Annotated in this window: 15 protein-coding genes and 3 tRNA genes; 10 read left to right on the top strand and 8 right to left on the bottom strand. The window is 32.4% G+C overall.

Annotation, left to right across the window (positions count from 1 at the left end; translation table 11 throughout):
• Positions 1-64: 64 nt before the first annotated feature.
• Positions 65-1,051 carry a 6-phosphofructokinase gene (pfkA, locus tag O6P34_RS10430; RefSeq protein ID WP_269684446.1) on the bottom strand — a complete coding sequence of 329 codons (987 nt, stop codon included), beginning with the start codon at positions 1,049-1,051 and terminating at the stop codon, positions 65-67.
• Between the two features lie 378 nt (positions 1,052-1,429).
• Positions 1,430-5,809 carry a translocation/assembly module TamB domain-containing protein gene (locus O6P34_RS10425; RefSeq protein WP_269684445.1) on the bottom strand — a complete coding sequence of 1,460 codons (4,380 nt, stop codon included), beginning with the start codon at positions 5,807-5,809 and terminating at the stop codon, positions 1,430-1,432.
• A 259-nt stretch (positions 5,810-6,068) separates the two neighbouring features.
• Between O6P34_RS10425 and tsaD the strand changes: the two genes are divergently transcribed.
• The 8 genes from tsaD (at position 6,069) to O6P34_RS10385 (ending at position 13,003) form a co-directional block, all read left to right on the top strand.
• Positions 6,069-7,091, top strand: a complete 1,023-nt coding sequence (gene tsaD / locus O6P34_RS10420) for a tRNA (adenosine(37)-N6)-threonylcarbamoyltransferase complex transferase subunit TsaD (protein ID WP_269684444.1) — start codon at positions 6,069-6,071, stop codon at positions 7,089-7,091.
• 3 nt (positions 7,092-7,094) lie between these two features.
• Complete coding sequence (locus O6P34_RS10415) at positions 7,095-7,802, top strand: 16S rRNA (uracil(1498)-N(3))-methyltransferase (protein ID WP_269684443.1); 708 nt, start codon at positions 7,095-7,097, stop codon at positions 7,800-7,802.
• 22 nt (positions 7,803-7,824) lie between these two features.
• Positions 7,825-8,463: a DUF4159 domain-containing protein gene (locus tag O6P34_RS10410; protein ID WP_269684442.1), complete on the top strand. Its 639-nt coding sequence runs from the start codon at positions 7,825-7,827 to the stop codon at positions 8,461-8,463.
• Positions 8,464-8,973 carry a TrmH family RNA methyltransferase gene (locus tag O6P34_RS10405; RefSeq protein WP_269684441.1) on the top strand — a complete coding sequence of 170 codons (510 nt, stop codon included), beginning with the start codon at positions 8,464-8,466 and terminating at the stop codon, positions 8,971-8,973.
• A 150-nt stretch (positions 8,974-9,123) separates the two neighbouring features.
• Positions 9,124-10,074 (top strand): zinc metalloprotease, encoded by a 951-nt coding sequence (locus O6P34_RS10400; RefSeq protein ID WP_269684440.1) that lies wholly within the window; start codon positions 9,124-9,126, stop codon positions 10,072-10,074.
• Positions 10,075-10,157: 83 nt separating this feature from the next.
• Positions 10,158-11,249 (top strand): AI-2E family transporter, encoded by a 1,092-nt coding sequence (locus tag O6P34_RS10395; protein WP_269684439.1) that lies wholly within the window; start codon positions 10,158-10,160, stop codon positions 11,247-11,249.
• A 2-nt stretch (positions 11,250-11,251) separates the two neighbouring features.
• Positions 11,252-12,433, top strand: a complete 1,182-nt coding sequence (locus O6P34_RS10390; RefSeq protein WP_269684438.1) for a THUMP-like domain-containing protein — start codon at positions 11,252-11,254, stop codon at positions 12,431-12,433.
• A gap of 3 nt (positions 12,434-12,436) precedes the next feature.
• Entirely contained in the window at positions 12,437-13,003 is a 567-nt protein-coding gene (locus tag O6P34_RS10385; protein ID WP_269684437.1) for a hypothetical protein, read from the top strand.
• A gap of 1 nt (position 13,004) precedes the next feature.
• Here O6P34_RS10385 and O6P34_RS10380 read toward each other — a convergent pair whose 3' ends face one another.
• The 4 genes from O6P34_RS10380 to O6P34_RS10365 all read right to left on the bottom strand — a co-directional run bounded on the left by O6P34_RS10380 (position 13,005) and on the right by O6P34_RS10365 (position 14,051).
• Complete coding sequence (locus O6P34_RS10380; protein ID WP_269684436.1) at positions 13,005-13,658, bottom strand: M15 family metallopeptidase; 654 nt, start codon at positions 13,656-13,658, stop codon at positions 13,005-13,007.
• 92 nt (positions 13,659-13,750) lie between these two features.
• Positions 13,751-13,824: transfer RNA gene (locus tag O6P34_RS10375), tRNA-Arg, on the bottom strand.
• A 50-nt stretch (positions 13,825-13,874) separates the two neighbouring features.
• Positions 13,875-13,949 (bottom strand) — tRNA-Pro (locus O6P34_RS10370).
• An 18-nt stretch (positions 13,950-13,967) separates the two neighbouring features.
• Positions 13,968-14,051, bottom strand: a tRNA-Ser gene (locus O6P34_RS10365).
• 239 nt (positions 14,052-14,290) lie between these two features.
• On the opposite strand from O6P34_RS10365, the gene O6P34_RS10360 reads away from it, so the two are divergent.
• Complete coding sequence (locus tag O6P34_RS10360; RefSeq protein WP_269684435.1) at positions 14,291-15,469, top strand: acetyl-CoA C-acyltransferase; 1,179 nt, start codon at positions 14,291-14,293, stop codon at positions 15,467-15,469.
• A 74-nt stretch (positions 15,470-15,543) separates the two neighbouring features.
• Positions 15,544-16,305 carry a C40 family peptidase gene (locus tag O6P34_RS10355; RefSeq protein WP_269684434.1) on the top strand — a complete coding sequence of 254 codons (762 nt, stop codon included), beginning with the start codon at positions 15,544-15,546 and terminating at the stop codon, positions 16,303-16,305.
• A 52-nt stretch (positions 16,306-16,357) separates the two neighbouring features.
• Here the strand turns inward: O6P34_RS10355 and O6P34_RS10350 are convergent, their stop codons facing one another.
• On the bottom strand, positions 16,358-17,626 hold the full coding sequence (locus O6P34_RS10350; protein WP_269684433.1) for a tetratricopeptide repeat protein: 1,269 nt from the start codon (positions 17,624-17,626) through the stop codon (positions 16,358-16,360).
• A 41-nt stretch (positions 17,627-17,667) separates the two neighbouring features.
• Positions 17,668-20,292, bottom strand: a complete 2,625-nt coding sequence (gyrA, locus tag O6P34_RS10345) for a DNA gyrase subunit A (protein ID WP_269684432.1) — start codon at positions 20,290-20,292, stop codon at positions 17,668-17,670.
• Positions 20,293-20,494: the final 202 nt, after the last annotated feature.

Genomic DNA, 20,494 nt, shown 5'->3' with positions numbered 1-20,494 from the left:
TAAAGTTGGATGTTTATCGTTTATGGTTTTCACAACATCAAACCTTAAACACTAAAACATTATTTTATATTGACATGATATCAGAAACTCTTAATAATTCTTGATCTATTTCAGTGTGACCTTTAATAGCTTGTTCCAATGGTGTCAATGTGATTTTATCAGATAATAAACCGACCATGTAATTTGATTTCCCATCTAACAAAGATTCTACGGCTTTTACCCCTAATCTACTGGCTAAAACTCTATCAAAACATGATGGTGAACCTCCACGTTGCATATGGCCTAAAACAGAAACTCTCACGTCATATTCAGGAAAATTAGACTCAACGTAATCTTTAAGTTCAAAAACGCTTTTGCCTATTTTATCTCCTTCTGCAATAACAACAATACTAGATGATTTTCCTGCCGCTTTACTTTTCTTAAGAGAGTCTAATAATCTGTCTAATCCTAAATCTTCTTCAGGAATCAAGATTTCTTCAGCTCCGGCACCTATTCCTGCATTCAATGCAATATGTCCTGCATCACGTCCCATTACTTCAATGAGAAATAATCTATTGTGAGAACTTGCAGTATCTCTAATTTTATCAATCACATCAACAACGGTATTAAGAGCCGTATCGTATCCTAAGGTATGACTTGTTCCGTAAATATCATTATCGATAGTTCCTGGAATTCCAATTACTGGAAAATCAAACTCTGAATTGAATAATAAAGCTCCGGTAAAACTACCATCACCTCCAATTACTACTAATCCGTCAATTCCTGCCTCAACTAAATTTTTGTGTGCTGTTTTTCTTCCTTCTGGCGTTCTAAAGTCTACAGAACGAGCTGACTTTAAAATTGTACCACCTTTATTTATGATATTGTTTACACTACGAGGTCCCATTTCTTTGAAGTCGCCTTCTATCATTCCTTGGTATCCTCTGTAAATTCCAACACATCCTATATTATGAAAAGCACATGTTCGAACAACTGATCGTATAGCGGCATTCATCCCAGGTGAATCTCCTCCTGATGTCAGAACCCCTATTTTTTTTATTGTTTTTGACATTATTTAAGTATTAAAGTGTAAATTTAACAAACATTCAGCACTTATAAGGCTATGTTTTTAATAAATTAGTAAGCCTACTGAAATTCAAACGTTTTCGTTAATAAGTTTTCAAAAAACCAAAAAAATCACGTTTTATTCCATAAAATTTAATTAATCGGTTATTATTTAACAATTAATGATTTATAAGCTATAAAAATTGACAATTAACGATTTGAAACTCTTCAAAAAAAGACCGAAATTAAGGCCGAAATTAGTCATGATTGAACTCTTTTTCACAACCTAATACATGAAAACAACACCCCTCTATTTTTGAATTTAAAAATCTAAAAATCAAATCATTATCCAAAATAAACAAAACATATTATCCACTGTAAAAAACTAATCTTCTTCCGGCATAACTGCTTCCTGATTTATTTTTGGAGCTTGTTTTGTTGGTTTATTTGAATTGGAGAAATTAATATAATCAGGTGATAAATTAGAATCCTGATCGATATTATCTTCCGTTTTTGTGGCTCTCTCTAATTTATGATTTTTAAATATTTTATTGACAAATTCTTTGAAAGTATCAAAATCTACTTCATAAGAAACCCCTAATCCTTGAGTATATCCAATTCCCTGTCCAATATAATTAATATCATTTTCTTTGTTAAAAATACGCAGATTTAATGTCCCGTCTTCGTTAACTCTATATAAAACCTCAACATCGCCAACAATCGCAGACTCATTAATTCCTCCAAAAGGAACCCCAACTTTACCATTTATAGTAATCCTTTCATTTATTTTTGATGAAATTGTAGCTACAAATCTACCATCAGTTTCTCTTCCCAATCGTTTATCAGCTCCAATAACATTAATCCCAACCCTGAATTTATCATCTTCAGATTGTATAATATCATCTAATAAACCCGTCGCAGTCTCAAACAATAAATTACTGGAAAAATCAGATTGGCTCACTCCTTCCGGACTCAAAAAACCGCCAGAAGAAAGTAAATACAAGGCTTGAGTTTGCCTTACATCCTTATCATTCAATTTATATTCAATTTCAGATTTTAATACATTACTCACCGTTGGAAAATTAATATTAAAATCAGGTTCCGGACTTGTTAAATCCCCACGAAGACCAATCACAACTTCTACCGGAACTTTGGAATTAAATGATGAATTTTCCAAGAGAACCGCTGGATTTGCCGTCGTTTTATATACCGCTTCTAAGTTTAATTGCGCTCTCATAGGATTCCCTTCCCATGAAATTGAACCTCCTTTTTTAACCGCAAACTTCTTATCTATAAGTCCGCCATATTTAAAATTATATGTTCCTTCATATGCCTGGAAATCGCCCCACATATTAAATTTACCCAATGTATTTATCTTAAATAAAAGAGATCCAAAACCTTTTCCTTTCATCCCATGACCCGTATTTCGATCCAGAATAACTTCAACTTCGGCATCTGGCGTAATGTCAAAATCAAATTCTAATTCTAGTCCGTTATAATTTCGTGTATTCTCTACAATACCATTTTTAAAATTATATTTTTCTTTAGCCGTAAGAAAATGAATGAAACTATTATCACTCACACTTTCGGCATTATTAATTGGAATTTTTACCGCTGTACCTTTCTCTGATTTAGCTGCAACTTTAATAAATAAGCTATTTGTCGGACCTTTTATAGTTGCTATACCGTCAATAAATGCTGTACCAAAATAGGCCGAATCTTCGCTGTCTTTTGTATCCAATGCCAAAAATCTTTTAGAAGTTATTGCTAAATCTAATTTCCAATCTGAAAAATTATTGTGCTCAACACTTCCGTTTAAAATCCCTTTAGTCTTGTATTTTGTATCTGTAAGCATATTGTTTCTAAACAGAAACTTTTCGTCTGTCAAATCTATAACGGTTTTATCACTCAACTCATAATCAACATTGAGATATGGGATTTTCATTCCTGCATTATCAACATAAAGTCGCCCATTAATATCCGGTTTTTTAAGATTTCCTTCAATGGTTGAATTCCCGGAAACAGAACCTCTGATGTTTGAGAGTACTTCTCCTCCCAACGGGCTTAATACTGCCAAATTAAATTTATCAAACTTCAGTCTTAAGTCCAAAAAAGTCTCTTTATTGATGATTTCAAAACTTCCATCAGCATTAAAAGATTCAAAATTTTCATTATCTAATGAAGAGTTAATCGTGAATTTCTTCAAACTTTCATTTCCTTCAATCTGAAAATCCAAAGTACCTAAATCGGTTTTATTTAAGTTCAAATGATCAATAACTATAGCGGCTGTTGGCTGAAAAACGGCTTTGTTCTGTTTAAAATTAACATCTCCATTAATATTTCCATTGAAGATAAATTTATTGTTTTCGGGAGTAATTTTATTCAAATCAACATCTTTAAAACTTAATTTCAGATCTTTATACGTACTGTCTTTTATGGCTCCCATGAGCTCAATTTGCTGGTTTTCATGGGATAGAATAATATCGTCAATCTTAAAATTCTTGAATGCTTTATCAAAAACAATTTGGTTATTAGGTGCTTCTTTTTCATTCAAAAACCACAAATAATCCTTAAATTTCACTTCAGATTTACTAATTCCTACCACATTATTATTGGCAGCATTTATGGTGTGGTATAAGTTTAAATTATAATAATCTTCTCCTTTTTGTCCACCTTTAAATTCTGAACGAAAGAATAAAGTGTCTTTCATCGTCACATTAATCAAACTAAAATCGCGAATTTTATAATACTTTGTTTTTATACTGTCTAATTCTATATATGCATTATACAGCGGATTTTTATTATCAATAGAAATTCTGATATTGTCAAATGTATTTTTGGATGCAATAATTTGCGGTGAATTAAAATTGAGTTTAAATTCACTGCTGTCCGAATTCAAATTTCCTTTTACAACTGTATTCGTACCAATCGAAATTTCGGGATACATGATTTCGACAATTTTGCTGTAAATCGTAAAATCAAACTTCAAAAATTGTCCTTTTTTAACTTTATGCGGTTTAAAATTAGTGTAAAGACTTCCTAATGAGTTTTTTATTAAATTATTCAGTTGATTAAATTGAAATTTACCAACAATTTTCCCCTCAACGATATCAGGTGAATTTACTGTAATAGTTCTAACCCAATTTTTATCAAAACTTGAATTAATCGCAAAATCATCAAAAACATAGGTAGATTTTGTATTTTGATAAGTCGTTTTATTGATAAAAATATCTCCTTGAAGATTTTCAATCGTATTTCCGGATACTTGAACCGTAACATCTCCTCTAAAAAGTGAAGTTGTATCTTTTACAAATCGCAATTGATGTAAGTCGGCATTTTCTATATTAATATGAAAATCAAATCTACTATCCTTTTTGCTCAAATCCACTAAACCATCAAATGTCATACTTAAATTAGGATCATTTACAGAAACTTGTCCTTTATATAATGGTAATTTAAAATTCCCATTTAGCACTACATTATGATAGGTATATTTGTTATAATCAATCTTTGATACATCGCCTTTTATGGCGGTATTCAAATATTTTTTCGTGAATCCTTTTCCGTCAACATCCAGATTTAAAGTCACTTTACCTAAATCTTTGTTGTCTAAAAAAGTTCCAATATCAAAATCATCCAAAATAACATTTCCTACATAAGAAGCTTTATCAATAAAATCAATGTTTTCCATGACTAAATCCGATTCTACTTTTCCCAAAGCTGTCGTCATCATAAAACTCGCATTGATAGCTGTTGTCGTAATTTGAGAATTTCCAACAAGATTAAAATTGCCTAATTTTTTTAATTCTACGGGGAGTCTTTTACCCAAAACATTTGGCAACAAAACAACCAAATTGTCATAACTGGAAGAAAGCTTGTCAAATTTTCCATTCATATAGAATTTTTGTTCCTTCTTTGGAAAAAGATTTTTGAACCGTATTGCTCCTATTATTTGAGATTTTCTCGAATCGGTCAAACGCAATTTTGTCAAATTTAAATTATTCAAAGTACCTTTGATCGTTGCTCTGGCATAAAAAAGCTGGTTTTTACCCAATTCTTTATAAAAACAACGAATATCATTAGACGCCAATATTGACGGCTCTAACTTTACATCAAATTTGACTTTATTATTAAAATCAGCAAAATCTTCAATCTTATAATTTAGAGCAACTGTCCCTTTTATTTTAGATTCTTTGGTAACTAAATCTAATTTATCGAGTTTTATTTGCTTTTTGGTATAACTAAATATGGAGCTTAAATTTTTCACATACAAACCTCGGTGATCGAGAAACGACATTTTATGAATGATTGTATTTACATCAGGACCATATAATTTAAAGTCAGATATATAGGCATTAAGCTTTGTGAAATCAACATCTTTAGGAACTGCCCGATTTTCATCTGTTAAAATAAAATGACCGTTTGTAATGTATGCATCTTTAGCCGTTAACAGAAAATGCTTCTGTGACGGTTTTTTACTGGTTCCAAACGCATTAATAAAAACATCTAAATTGGTTAGTTTTTCGTTCTTGTAAGTCTTTAAATTAAACAACATTCCATTTAAACGCAACTCACTAAAAATCAAATCGCCATCCAGCAATTTTGTTCCATCTATAATACTGGTTTTAATCCTGTTTGAATAAATTAAAGTATCATTATGATGATCAAGAATTAAGACTTTCTTGAATTTTACCCCTCCAAAAACAGATATTGCAACTTCATCTATAGTAATATGAGTTCCAAAATCCTTGTTGATACTTCGCATGAAATAGTGCGCAATCTTAGTTTGAACAAAAGGCAATGTTAATGTAATCCCAAGAACCAACAAAAGCAGGATCAGTACGAGCAGAGAGCGAAATACTATTTTTTTAATTTTTTTGATACTTGAAATATTATTTTAATTTTTTGAAATTCTAATTTGCCCAAAGAAACGGCAAGACCTTTGATAAAAATTCTTTAATTTTGGTCCCTTCTCTGTTTGTTGAAACAGATTGTCAAATATAATTCAAAATTTGTGCCTTTATATGCAAAATCCCGAGGTTTTTATTCTTGCTATCGAAAGTTCTTGTGATGATACCGCAGCAGCCGTTTTACATAACGACAAAGTCTTGTCAAATGTTGTTGCCAATCAACTTATCCATAATCAATACGGAGGAGTTGTTCCTGAACTTGCCTCAAGAGCACATCAACAAAACATTGTTCCCGTTATTGATGCCGCGCTTCGCAAAGCAAATATACAAAAAGAACAGTTGTCCGCAATTGCCTTTACACAAGGTCCAGGATTAATGGGCTCGCTTCTTGTAGGGAGTTCTTTTGCAAAATCATTGGCTTTGGCATTACAAATTCCTTTGATTTCTGTCAATCATATGCATGCCCATATTTTAGCACATTTTATCGATGAAGAAGGATTTGACAAACCTAATTTTCCTTTTTTGGCATTGACCATAAGTGGCGGACACACGCAGATTGTGCGAGTGGATGGTTTTTTTGACATGACCATTATTGGCGAAACTACAGATGATGCTGTAGGAGAAGCATTTGATAAAAGTGCAAAAATACTGGGACTTCCTTATCCTGGCGGACCATTAGTAGATAAATATGCGCAATTGGGTAATCCAAAAGCTTTTACTTTTACAAAACCAAAAGTTCCCGGTTTGGATTTTAGTTTCTCAGGATTAAAAACCGCTATTTTATATTTTATCCAAAAGAAAAAAATAGAAAATCCTGCTTTTATAGAAGAAAACCTGAATGATATTTGTGCCTCTATTCAGCATACCATTATCGAAATTTTGATGGACAAACTGAAATTAGCCGTAAAAGAAACCGGAATCAAGCAAATCGCTATTGGCGGAGGAGTTTCTGCTAATTCCGGTATTAGAAATACATTAAAAGAAACCGAAAATAAATACGGTTGGAAAACCTTTATTCCAAAATTTGAATACACCACCGATAATGCTGCAATGATTGGAATTGTAGGTTATCAAAAGTTTTTATCACAAAAATTCGAAACTTCATCTGTTGTTTCCAAAGCACGAATTCAATTCTAAACTATGCAATTATTTTACAATCCGAACATAAACGAAACGACCGAATATTTTTCTTTTGATAAAGAAGAAAGCAAACACATTATTAAAGTATTACGTAAAAAAGATACCGATATTTTATTTGTGACAAATGGTTTGGGATTTCTGTTTAAAACCGAAATTACTTTGGCTTCTGATAGTAAATGTACGGTCCAAATTATTTCTTTTGAGAAAAAAGAAGAGTCAAAATTCAAATTGCATTTAGCCGTTGCGCCTACTAAAATGAATGATCGCTTTGAATGGTTTCTGGAAAAAGCAACTGAAATTGGAATTCACGAAATAACACCTATTATCTGTGATCGTTCGGAACGAAAAGTGATCAATGCAGAACGATTTGATAAAATTATTTTGTCGGCAATGAAACAGTCTAATGAATTATTTCTTCCAAAGTTGAACAATGCTGTTACTTTCAAAGAATTCATAAAACAACAAAATAAAGGATTACAACTGATTGCCCATTGCGAAGAAACGGACAAGAAAACTCTAAAATCTGTTTTGAAACCAAACGAAAATGTAACCTTATTAATAGGACCTGAAGGTGATTTTTCTGAAAAAGAAATCGCATTGGCTCTCAAAAACAATTACATTCCGGTTTCATTAGGAAATACCAGATTGCGAACAGAAACGGCGGCAGTTGTCGCTTGCCACAGCGTTGTTTTTTTTAATGAAAATTAAACTTTTTTTAATTGGCAAATCTATGCAAAAAATAGTATTAACATTTCTGTTTCTATCTCTTAATTGCTTTTCGCAAGAAATTGCCCTTGTGAAATATAGTGGTGGCGGAGATTGGTATGCTAATCCTACATCATTGCCCAATTTGATACAATATTGCAATGCAACTATCAATACAAAAATAAAATCAAAACCAGCTACCGTAGAACCTGGAAGTCCTGATTTATTTTCTTATCCATATATTCACATAACAGGTCATGGAAATGTCGTTTTTAATGATACTGACATAAGTAATCTCAAAAAGTACATGCTTGCCGGAGGTTTTCTTCATATCGATGATAATTACGGAATGAATCAATATGTTAGAAAAGAGATAAAAAAAATATTTCCAGCCAATGATTTGGTTGAAATTCCTGCAAATCATGCCATTTTTCAAAAACCTAACCTTTTCCCAAATGGTTTACCCAAAATTCATGAGCATGACGGGAAACGTCCTCAAGCATTCGGAATCTTTATAAACAACAGATTAGTGCTGCTTTATACGTATGAATGCGATTTAGGGGATGGTTGGGAAGATGCAGAGGTAAATAATGATCCTCTAGAAGTACGCGAAAAAGCTTTAAAAATGGGCGCAAATATTATAAACTATATTTTTTCTAATTAATTGAAAACGATACAACTCCAACATGAGGATATTGAATTTGAGCAAAAATCATTTCCTGTCATATTAGTTTGTGATCACATCTATTTTCAACAAAATATTGGTTCGCTCTTTAGAATCAGTGAAGCTTTTGGTGTTGAAAAAATCATTTTCATAGGAGCGGATATTCCTTTAAATCCCAGAAAAATAAACAAAACATCTCGAAGCACACATTTACATGTTCCGCATATTGCAATTGAAGAAACCAATGCTTGTATTGAATATTTAGTATCGAATAATTATGAAATTATTTCATTAGAAATCACAGACACCAGCAAACCGATGAAGGAGTTAAAAATTCCTATATCAAAAAAAATGGCTTTAGTTGTAGGTAGTGAAATCAATGGTGTAAGTGATGAGATTTTAAACATTTCGAACCAAATTGTACATATCAATATGTATGGAAAAAATAGCAGTATGAATGTTGTTCAAGCTACCAGCATAGCACTTTATGAAATTATCAACAACAAATAATCATAATCCCACAAAAAATTAAGAGATTAACACTAAAGGTATAAAAATCGCTATTTTTTTTAAAATTATTTTTTTAATTCAATAATTTGTTATAAAATTGTTAAACAATTAACCTAAAACCATTATTTATAACAAACCCCCGGCATTATTATGAAAAAAATTATTTTAAGCACATTAGCAGTTATGTTGCTTTTTTCTTGTCAAAACGAAGAAACACAAGCAACCGATTTAGTAACAAATGCTATTACTCAACGTAGTTGCGCCTCTCAAGAAGTATTGGAAGCTCAATTAAAAGCAGACCCGACCTTAGCAATCCGCATGAATCAAATAGAAGCTTTTACACAAAAATCAATGACAAATGGTCGTTTAGTAAATGGAAAAGTTGAAATTCCAGTTATAGTAAATGTTCTCTACAGAACTGCTGCAGAAAATATATCTGACGCACAAATCCAAACTCAAATTGACGTTCTGAATCAAGATTTTAATGCTGCAAATTCAGATTTTAGCAGTGTTCCTACTTTATTTTCAGGGGTTGCTGCAAATATTGGAATCACCTTCGTTTTAGAAAAAATCAATAGAAAAGCGACAACAAAAACATCTTGGGGAACCAGAGATACAATGAAAAAAACAAAACAAGGTGGTTTAGACCCAACTTCTCCAACTACAAAACTTAATCTTTGGGCTTGTACAATCGGTGGTGGAATTCTAGGTTATGCACAGTTTCCTGGAGGAAGTTCAGCTACGGATGGTGTTGTAATTGATTCTAAATATTTTGGATTATCAGGAACAGCAAGCTACCCTTACAATTTAGGAAGAACTGCAACTCACGAAGTGGGTCACTGGATGAACTTACGTCACATATGGGGAGATGCGACTTGTGGAAGTGATTTAGTTACTGATACACCTACACACAATACAGCAAATTACGGTGTTCCTACTTATCCGCATCTTAGCACATGTACTGGAACTCCAGTAGAAATGACTATGAATTACATGGATTATACTGATGATAGAGGAATGTATATGTTCTCTAATGGTCAAAAAACAAGAATGGCTGCCATATTTGTTACTGGTGGTGCAAGAGCAGCATTCGGAATATAATTTTTTTTTTAGTTTTTTTTAGATTTTAAAACTCGCTACTTGTTAGCGAGTTTTTTTTATCTTTATATCCAAAAAATAAATAAATGATTACATCAAAAATTATAACAAACGGTATTCTGAAAGCCATAGGATTCTTAGTAATAGTCAGTTTATTTCTTTATTTTTTATACCAAATTCAGTCGGTACTTATTTATCTTTTGGTAGCTTTTGTACTTACCTTAATCGGAAATCCCATTTTAGATTTTTTCAAAAGACGCTTAAAATTCAACCATATATTTGCAACTATAGCAACACTCCTCATTTTTATTTTACTCATTGCTGGATTTATAATGATGTTTATTCCTTTAATTTTATCACAAGGAGAAAACTTATCGCTTTTAAATACTGCCGAAATAGAAAAAAACACCCTTCAATTAATCAATCAAATAGCGGCGTTTTTAGAAAGTCATAATATTGATTCTTCTAAAATGCTAAAAGAAGCTAATATTACCTCTAAAATAAATTTCAATTTTATTCCAAATTTTTTAAACTCTATTCTGTCAACCATCAGCAGTTTTGGGGTAGGATTAGGTTCCGTGTTATTTATTACTTTTTTCTTTTTAAAAGACCGATTACTTTTTATTAAAAGTGCAAAAAAATTAATACCGGACACTTACGAAGATCAAATTTTAAATTCATTAGAAAAAATAAATCATTTGTTATCCCGCTATTTTATTGGATTGCTGATTCAGTTATTCATTGTTTTCCTATTATACATCATTGTTTTAATCATTTTTGGAGTTCCAAATGCTCTTGTGATTGCTTTTTTATGTGCTGTTTTAAATATCATCCCTTACATTGGTCCGCTGATTGCTTCTGTATTAGCCGCCATTTTAACTATGATAAGTAACTTAGGAAGTGATTTTCAGACTGAAATTCTACCTACCACTATCTATGTTCTAATTGGATTTTGGATTGTACAAGTTATCGATAACAATCTTTCCCAACCCATCATTTTTTCAAAAAGCGTTAGTTCTCACCCACTGGAAATTTTTCTGGTCATATTAATAGCCGGTTTTCTTTTTGGAATTTTAGGCATGGTCATAGCCGTTCCTTTGTATACCATAATAAAAGTAATTGGTAAAGAATTTTTCCCAGAAAATAAAGTGATACAATTACTAACTAAAGATATTTAATTTTGGTTTTTACTATTCTAAGTGCTGAAATTCAAGCATTCATCGATGCAAACGTTGACAAAAAAATAGCGCAATTAGCCTTTCAAAAAAATCCTTTTCCTGCTGTAGAATGGATTTCTATTTTAAACCAAATTGAAGCCAAATCAAAAGCTAAAGACAAATTACCGACTTGGTTTAACACTAAATCTATTGTCTATCCAAGTAAAATTTCGATTGAACAAACCTCGTCTGAAAAAACAGCCTCATATAAAGCTACCATAATTTCAGGTGACAGTTTAATTGATTTAACAGGTGGTTTTGGTGTGGATGATTACTATTTTTCAAAAAGAATAAAAGAAGTTGCCCATTGTGAAATCAATCCGGAATTATCAAATATTGTAAAGCATAATTTTGAACAGTTGAACGTAAAAAACTGCATTTGTTATGCTGGAGACAGCCAAAAAACATTAGAATTTTTAAATCAAAAATGGGATTGGATTTACATTGATCCTTCAAGACGAAACGATGCTAAAGGCAAAGTATTTATGCTTAAGGATTGCTTGCCCAACGTTCCTGAAAATCTTGATTTTTATTTCAAAAAAACAGATTCTATTTTAATAAAAACAGCGCCCTTACTCGATATTTCTGCGGGATTATTAGAACTTAAAAATGTAAAAAACATACATATAGTAGCTTTAGAAAACGAAGTTAAAGAACTCTTATGGGAATTACACAAGGATTATTCAGGTCCTGTTACACTAAAAACCGTTAATATTTTAAAAGAAAACTTTGAGATTTTTGATTACATTTTAAATCAAAAATCTGAAATTACAAACTATAGTCAGCCCGAAAAATACCTATATGAACCCAATAGCGCTATTATGAAATCAGGAGGATTTGATGCCGTTGGTTCTTTTTATCATTTAAATAAACTTCATAAACACTCCCATTTATATACATCAAAAGATTTGATTTTATTTCCTGGAAGAGTTTTTAAAATTGAAAATTCAATTCCATACAGCAAGTCAGAGATGAAAATACATTTTGAAAACAAACAGGCTAATATTACGACTCGAAATTTTCCTGATACAGTAGAAAACATTCGAAAAAAATGGAAAATAAAAGACGGCGGAAATAAGTATACTTTTTTTACAACTGATGAAAATAATCATAAAATAGTTTTAATTTGCACCAAAATAAAATAAATAATGAAACACATAATTACAATCGCTTTATTCGTCATATGCAGTACTGTATTTGCTCAAAAACCATGTGACTATAGCACAAACGTGACCGATTCGTTAGGAACTTATAAATCTACTAGAGAATACATGATTTGTGAAAAGAATTTTGCAGGAACTTCTAGCTATATCTTTTTTTCATTACTATCAACTGACGGGATGCCTACCTTGAATGTACAATTGATTCAAAAAAGCAAATCTTTCCTTAAAGCAAATTGTTTTGACAAAAATTCTAAATTATTTTTACAGTTAAACAACGGTAAAATCATCACACTTTTGCATGTGGATCAAGAAAATTGTGGCACCATGATACGAGATGATAAAGGATATGACAACAGGGTCATTACCGGAGAATTCATGTTTATGAAAGATAGTTTTGAGCAACTAAAAAGCTCTCCAATTTCAATGATGCGAATCAAATACTTAACAGATACTGAAGATTATGTACTAAAAAAAGAATTTACATCTGAATTAAACAATGAAATTTATCAACCGGAAACTTATTTTATCAATACTATAAAATGTATTGAATAAGCTAATTACAATCCCATTTCACATTAGAAACATTGTCTTTTAAGCCTGATTTAAAATTGTAATGCCACCATTCAGAATCAAAGGAATTAAACCCTTTTTTGATCATTATTTTTTTTAATAATTTTCTATTGCTCATTATTTCATCTGAAAAACTGAGATAATTATGACTAGCTTCTTTACCAAAAAAATCAAAAGAGGTTCCCATGTCCAATTCTTTTCCTTCACTATCAACCAAAGTAATATCCACTGCTGCTCCTCTATTATGAATGGAGCCTTTGGCTGGATTAGCAACATATTCAGGATTAGACACAATTTCCCACATTTTTTTCTGAATATCTAAAGGGCGGTAACAATCAAACAGTTTTATTCTAAAGCCTTTTTTCATGAATTTTTTATTGGCCTCAATTAATGCTTCTACTGTTTTTAATCGCAAGAAACATTCAGCACAATCATAGACTTTTGCCTTTAAAAAATTATCTTCTGTAGCATATTTCATATCATAGACAAAATCAGTGCTGTACTCTTTCAAATTAACAAATGTGGTATCACTGACTGCTTTTAAGGACTCTGTTTCAGAAAAAGCAACTTGAGATTTACAGGAAATAAAACAAAAAAGAGAACACAGAAGAATAAATGGTTTCGGTTGAAAATTCATAACTACTATTTTTTATAAAAATAGTATAATTTGGATAATTATATGGAATAAGTAAAAACAAAAAAACCTTCCCAATTAAGAGAAGGTTTTTGTGAAGGCAGAAGGATTCGAACCTTCGACCGCCTGCTTAGAAGGCAGGTGCTCTATCCAGCTGAGCTATGCCTCCATTAGTTAATTTAAACACTAACTTATTAAGTCAGTAATCAAAAAATCTAGTCGGGGTGGCAGGATTCGAACCTGCGGCCTCCTGCTCCCAAAGCAGGCGCGATAACCGAGCTACGCTACACCCCGTAAAACAAAAACAATAAGCGGAGGGACAGGGACTCGAACCCTGGCATCGATTGCTCGATGACAGTTTAGCAAACTGCTCCATTACCACTCTGGCACCCCTCCAAGCTCAAAGAAACGTGTCTTGTTTTGCGGTTGCAAATTTAAGATAACTTTACATTACTCACAACTATTTAGCGCCTTTTTTTATGTTTTTTTTTATGTTTATCTAAAAACACTTCACTATCAAACATATACAGAAAAATAAAAATTACATAATCTTTAAAAAATAGAATAGTCGAATCAAAATTTGAAATTGCTTAAAAAAGATTAAATTTGCTTAATAAATCAACATAAATAATATCATGAACAGAAGAATTGTTATCGTTTCTGCCGTTAGAACTCCCATCGGAAGTTTTATGGGTGGATTATCTACTGTTTCTGCACCAAGATTAGGTGCGGTTGCTATAAAAGGAGCTTTAGATAAAATAAATTTAGATCCAAATTTAATTGACGAAGTATTTATGGGTAATGTAGTTCAGGCTGGTGTAGGACAAGCTCCCGCCAGACAAGCAGCAATATTTGCCGGTTTATCAAATTCAGTAGCTTGCACAACCGTCAATAAAGTATGTGCCTCCGGCATGAAATCAGTGATGCTTGGAGCGCAAGCTATTTTGTGTGGCGATGCAGAAATTGTTGTGGCTGGCGGAATGGAAAATATGAGTTTGATTCCTCATTATATGCATTTGAGAAACGGAACTAAATTTGGCCCAAGCACAATGGTAGACGGAATGCAGAAAGATGGCCTTACAGATGCTTATGATAATAATGCAATGGGGGTTTGTGCCGATTTGTGCGCCTCTGAATACAACTTCACTCGAGAAGATCAAGATAACTTTGCAATTCAGTCGTACGAACGAAGTGCTAAAGCTTGGGAATCCGGTAAATTTGATAATGAAATTATTCCTGTTGCGGTTCCCCAAAGAAAGGGAGATCCCATTATAATATCAAAAGATGAAGAATTTACGAATGTAAAATTAGACAGAATTCCTTCATTAAGCCCTGTTTTCACAAAAGAAGGTACCGTTACCGCAGCTAATGCATCAACCATAAATGACGGAGCTGCTGCAGTTGTATTAATGACTGAAAAAAAAGCAATAGCATTAGGATTAAAACCCTTAGCTTACATCAGAGGATATGCTGATGCGGCGCAAGAACCAAAATGGTTTACCACAAGTCCGGCTAAAGCAATTCCAAAAGCATTAGAAAAAGCGGGATTAAAAGTTAGCGATGTTGACTATTTTGAATTTAACGAAGCTTTTGCCGTTGTTGGTTTAGCAAATGCTAAAATTTTAGACCTAAATAACGATACAATTAATGTAAATGGAGGTGCAGTATCACTAGGACATCCTTTAGGTTGTTCTGGCGTTAGAATCATCGTTACTCTAATAAATGTTTTAGAACAAAACAATGGTAAAATTGGTGCTGCAGCAATTTGCAATGGTGGAGGTGGCGCTTCAGCTATTATCATCGAAAAAGCATAAATAATTATAAGTTAAGAATTATATGTTTTTTTTAACCTATAATTCTTAACTCTTAACTCAATAAATCAGCCTAAATGTTCGGAATTTGCAATCTAGCTATTATCCCTTTACGATTTGAACCCAGTGACAAAAGTGAAATTGTTTCTCAAGTTTTATTTGGGGAACATTTTGAAATTTTAGAACAATTCAAACAATGGGCCCGAATTAAAATGCAATATGACGACTATGAAGGATGGGTAGATTCAAAACAATTTCAACCAATTTCAGAATCTAATTTCAATCAATTATCCGAAGATGCTATCATTTTGAATGCAGATTTGATTGAATACATTACTGCTCCAAATAACCTATTAATTCCAATACCACTTGCTTCTTCTTTATCTTTTTTGAATCATAGTGAAATAAACACTGTGAATTTTGATTTTGAAGGAACTAAAATTAGCGGTATAAAACCAAAAAAAGAGCTCATAAATACGGCTTTTATGTATTTAAACGCTCCTTATCTATGGGGAGGAAAAACACCTTTTGGGATTGACTGTTCCGGTTTTACACAAATGGTTTACAAGCTCAATGGGTACAAATTACTCCGGGATGCTTCCCAACAAGCTACACAAGGAGAACCCTTAAGCTTTATTGAAGAAAGTGAACCTGGAGATTTAGCTTTTTTTGATAATGACGAAGGAAATATAATTCATGTTGGAATTATTATGGAAAATAATTACATCATTCATGCCAGCGGAAAGGTCAGAATAGATCGATTAGACCATCTTGGAATTTACAATGCCGAAATTAACAAGCATACTCACAAACTGCGAGTAATCAAAAAAATTATATAAAAAAAACCTGTCTGAATCCAGACAGGTTTTTTTAATTCTAAAAAACAAGCTATTACATTTTAGCTTTCAAAGCTTTGTATTCTGCTGTCATTTCTAATGCACTGTAAACATTCAAAAGAGTTTTTGCAACATCTAGATTTTTAGGATCTAATTCAACTGCTTTTTGTAACGCAGGAATTGCACTTTTAAATAAATTTTGACGTTTAATTTTCAATTCATCGTAACGCTTCATGTCTTTAGTAGAAGTGCCTAATTTATTCATTTCGTCAATTATCACCTTTTCGTTCTCAAGCTTTAAAGCCGCAGAGTTAATATAAGCATTGATGTATTTCGGATTGATTTCGATTACTTTAGCATAGTATTTTTCAGCTTCAACCGGATTTTTAGCATTAGCGCTAAGAACTCCTAAATTGAATATCAAATCGGCATCATTAGGATTTTTTTCTAAAACCTCAGCAATTAATTTTTTGTAAGTATCAAAATCTTTCGTTTCCAAATACAAATTAGCTTCTGTCAAAATCAATGAAGTATCTGCAGGATCTGCTATTCTGGCATCTGAAATTGCTTTTTTAGCTTGCTCCGTTTTTCCGTTTTGAACTAAAATCAACGCCATGTTTTTGTAAATCTCTCCTTTTTTTGATGGAATTACTTCTGTTCTTGGCTTTTCATGAGTTCCTAATTTTACAAACTTATCTCTTTCTTGAGCAGTTGCATAAAAATCTTCTTCTCCTGTTAATTTATTTACAGCTAAATAACTAGTTCCTTTTCCTGAATAATTTAATGTTTTAAGCTCATCATAAAGCTTGTAAGCCATATCATAATCTTTTGCATTAATATAAGTAGAAGCTGCATAATATAAATTGATAGTGTCTTTTTTATCCAACAAATAAGCGTCGTATAACTTCATTGCACCGTCAGAATTCTTGTCTGCCTTAGAATCTGCTATCGCACTATTAATTAATTTATATTTTATTTCTGTAATTGAAGTTGCTGCCTGAGTCGAATATTTCATTTTACCGGACACTTTCTCAGTAGCTATTAAATCTTGGTAAGCTTTTGCAGCTAAAGAAAGATTTTTTCCCGTTTCAACATTTTTATTGGCTAAGTCCAAAAGAGCATTTCCTTTTACAAAGAAAAATTGTGCTTTTTCAGCATCCGGTGCAGTTGCTGATAGAGATTCTGCCCCTTGTAAAATAGTCAATGCCTCTTGAGAATTACCTCCTTTTAATGCTTTTTCAGCTGCTTTAATTTGATCTTTTTGCGCAAAAGTAGCTACTGATATCAGCATGGCTGACGCAAGTATTACATATTTACTTTTCATGGTATTTAATTTAAATTTATTATTGATTAATTGTATTCTAATTATGCTTCGTCATCCGAATCATCTTCGTCTTCAGCATCTTCGTCCTCGTCTTCAACCTCCGTATCATCATCGTCATCGTCATCAGCTGCACCCTCATCTTCAAGAACTTCAAGAACAGGTTTTACTCTTTCGATAGCTTCCGATTCTATAACATTTCCATCTTCATCAACAACCACTTCTGCAACATCATCTTTCATTACTTTTGTAACAGCCGCAATCGAATCGTTTCCTTTTATATTGATTAATTTCACACCTTGAGTAGCACGTCCCATAACTCTCAAATCTTCAACTGCCATTCTAATCGTTAATCCAGATTTGTTGATAATCATTAAATCATCTGCATCGGTAACGGCATTGATAGAAATTAGTTTTCCGGTTTTTTCAGTAATATTCAAAGTCTTCACTCCTTTACCACCACGATTTGTGATTCTGTATTCGTCAAGACTTGAACGTTTTCCATATCCGTTTTCGGCAACAACAAGAATTTCACTATTCATATCATTAACAGTAACCATACCAATTACTTCATCCGTATCATCTTTAAGCGTGATTCCACGAACTCCGGAAGCAGTTCTTCCCATCGGACGAGTTTTAGTTTCTTCAAAACGAACTAATTTACCGGATTTTACAGCCAATATAATTTGACTTTCACCATTAGTTAATTTTGCTTCTAATAATTCATCACCTTCTTTAATGGTAATTGCAGCAACTCCATTTACTCTGGGTTTAGAATATTTCTCTAAAGATGTTTTCTTAACCTGACCTTTTTTGGTAACCATGATAAGGTTATGACTATTGATGTAATCCTTATCTTTTAGATCTTGAGTACAAATGAAAGCTTTAACTTTATCATCACTTTCTATATTAACTAAGTTCTGAATTGCTCTTCCTTTGGCGGTTTTACTACCTTCTGGGATTTCATAAACACGCATCCAGAAACATTTTCCTTTTTGAGTAAAGAACATCATATATTGGTGATTAGTGGCCACAAACATATGCTCTAAGAAATCTTGATCTCTTGTTCCGGCACTTTTTTGACCAACTCCGCCTCTATTTTGCGTTTTGTATTCTGATAAATTAGTACGCTTGATGTATCCTGCATGCGAAATCGTAATTACTACATTCTCGTCTGCAATTAAATCTTCGATACTTACATCTCCACCAGAATATTCAATTAATGAACGACGGGCATCTCCGTATTTTTCACGAATTTCAGTAAGTTCTTCTTTAATCAAAGCAGTTCTTAAATTTACATCTTCTAATAAAGCTCTTAAATGCTCAATTAATTTCATGATTTCTTCATACTCAGCTCTCAATTTGTCTTGTTCAAGACCTGTCAATTGACGCAAACGCATTTCAACAATTGCGCGTGACTGAATATCTGATAATTTAAATCTTTCGATTAATTTTTCTCTGGCTTCCTCAGTATTTTTAGAAGCTTTGATCAAAGCAATCACCTCATCAATATTATCCGAAGCAATAATTAATCCTTCCAGAATATGCGCTCTTTCTTCGGCTTTTCTTAATTCGAATCGGGTTCTTCGAATCACCACATCATGACGGTGCTCTACAAAATAGTGAATCATATCTTTCAGATTCAACATTTGTGGACGACCTTTTACTAATGCAATATTGTTTACACTAAAAGAAGATTGTAATTGTGTAAATTTATAAAGGGTGTTTAAAACCACATTTGGAGTTGCATCACGTTTCAGGATATAAACGATACGCATACCGTTTCTATCTGATTCATCACGAATGTTGGCTATACCTTCAATTTTTTTATCATTAACCAAATCAGCTGTACGCTTAATCATATCCGCTTTATTAACTTGATATGGAATTTCGGTAACAATAATACAATCTCTGCCGTCTACTTCTTCAAAACCAACTTTAGCACGAATTACGACTCTTCCTCTTCCGGTTTTAAAAGCTTCACGAACGCCTTCATAACCATATATGATTCCACCGGTAGGAAAATCAGGTGCTTTGATATAAGTAATTAATTCATCAATTTCAATGTCATTATTATCAATATAAGCTAATGTACCATTGATAACCTCTGTAAGATTATGAGGAGGCATATTAGTCGCCATACCTACTGCAATACCGGTTGCTCCATTTATTAATAAAGTAGGAACTCTGGTAGGCATCACTTTTGGCTCGTATAAAGTATCATCAAAATTCAATTGAAAATCAACAGTTTCTTTTTCGATATCTGCCATTATTTCTTCCGAAATCTTACGCATTCTGGCTTCGGTATAACGCATCGCTGCCGGACTATCTCCATCAACAGAACCAAAGTTACCCTGACCATCCACTAATAAATAACGCATACTCCACTCCTGAGCCATACGAACCATCGCGTCATAGACAGAAGTATCACCATGAGGGTGATATTTACCTAAAACTTCCCCAACAATTCTGGCGGATTTTTTGTGGGCTTTATTAGAAAAAACTCCTAAATCATACATCCCGTACAATACTCTTCGATGTACTGGTTTCAATCCATCTCTCACATCAGGAAGTGCTCTTGATACAATTACAGACATCGAATAATCGATGTAAGCTGATTTCATTTCGTCCTCTATGTTAATAGGAATTAACTTTTCTCCGTCAGACATAATATATACTTAAATTAAAATTATTTTGTTTTAAAAAATCTCGCTAATATAACCTTTCCTGAGCATTTTTAGGACATATATTGATATAAATTTACTTGATTTATTAACAAATCAACTCCGCTTTTTAGTTAATAAATTAAAGAATATTTAACTTTGATTTAAACGATTTTTTTGTCAATTAGCTGACATAAGTTCTTAAGGG

The sequence above is a fragment of the Flavobacterium lacustre genome, assembly GCF_027474525.2.
In the GTDB taxonomy this organism is placed as follows: Bacteria; Bacteroidota; Bacteroidia; order Flavobacteriales; family Flavobacteriaceae; genus Flavobacterium; species Flavobacterium lacustre.
This window is presented reverse-complemented; position numbering and strand designations above follow the sequence as displayed.